Origin of the sequence: Neochlamydia sp. EPS4, from assembly GCF_000813665.1 — a bacterium.
Classification (GTDB): domain Bacteria; phylum Chlamydiota; class Chlamydiia; order Chlamydiales; family Parachlamydiaceae; genus Neochlamydia.
The window spans coordinates 1-1,197 of the sequence record NZ_JSDQ01000109.1 but is presented as its reverse complement, the minus strand read 5'-3'; the positions used below and the strand labels follow the sequence as shown (position 1 = coordinate 1,197).

At 35.1% G+C, this 1,197-nt stretch carries 1 protein-coding gene and 1 pseudogene; both read left to right on the top strand.

The genetic code is table 11. The features are described 5' to 3' along the window. A pseudogene (locus DB42_RS10065) lies at nucleotides 1–333 on the top strand (hypothetical protein); the annotation flags it as partial. Nucleotides 334–366: 33 nt separating this feature from the next. Continuing rightward, a partial coding sequence (locus DB42_RS10060; protein WP_255359373.1) for an IS1634 family transposase occupies nucleotides 367–1,197 on the top strand: 831 nt, incomplete at its 3' end.

The window sequence follows — 1,197 nt, the reverse complement described above, 5'->3', positions numbered from 1 at the left end:
TTTTTATGGATAATGTTCTACATGTATATACGATTGACATCCTCTAAAAAATCTAAGCATCCAACTCTTCAAATAGTTGAAGGTATTCGTGAAGGCAAAAAAGTTAAACAAAAGATTATTGCATCTTTGGGAGTAATAAAAAGTCAAAAAGACCTCATAAAACTTCGAAAACTTGCAGACCATCTCATTCAAAAGCTTGAAAAAGAAGGGCTTCCACCCGACGATAAGATTGCTGTGCAAGATTTGATTCATCAAAAAACCTACTATGATGGGTACGGGATAGTTATTAACGAATTAATGCAATTATCTGGTTTTTCAAAGGTCATTCACTAAGCTCAAGGGAACAACACATTTGCTTTAGAAGAAATAGTAAAATTGATTCTTGTTCAGCGTTTTGATTGTCCTAGTAGCAAAATGCGCACCTATGAACGGCAAGAAGAGCATGGATTTCAAGGAATTGACTTGCAGCATATCTATCGAACGATGGATGCGATGGAATCGCTGGAGACTGACATTCAAAAAGAGGCGTTTAGCACCGCATGTAAATTTTCTGAAAAGCTTGTAGATTGTTTCTTTTTTGATGTCCCCACCCTTTACTTTGAAAGTGTGGTGCAAGATGAGATCAAAGATTTTGGTTTTAGCAAAGATCAAAAATATCATATGGTTCAGATCGTTCTGGCTTTAGTGGTAGATGCACACGGTCTGCCCATTGCTTATGAAGTGTTTAAAGGAAATCTAGCCGAAACAAAAACACTGATTTCTGTTTTAGAAAAGTTAAGAAACAGCTTTTCGATTAAAAACGTCACGGTTGTATGTGATCGCGGCCTAGCCAGCAAGCAAAATATAGAAGCACTTCAGAATGCAGAATTTCATTTTGTCATTGCCACTAAACTTAAATCTATGTCTAAAAAATTAAAAATTAATGATCTTTCGACTTATTCGCCATTATCACATCAAGAAGCTATCGTAGAAAAAGAAAAAGTTTTTTTTCGTACTATGGCACATCCTCAATATAAAGACACTTTGCTTATTGCTACTTACAGTCCTAGCAGAGCTAGGAAAGATAAAGAAGACCGAGAGCGTGTAATTGAAAAACTCAAAAAGAAGCTTTGTAATTCATCGGATGAGACTTCTATTAAAAAAGTGATTAACAATGGAGCTTATAAGAAGTACACAAATATTAAAAAAGGATCACTC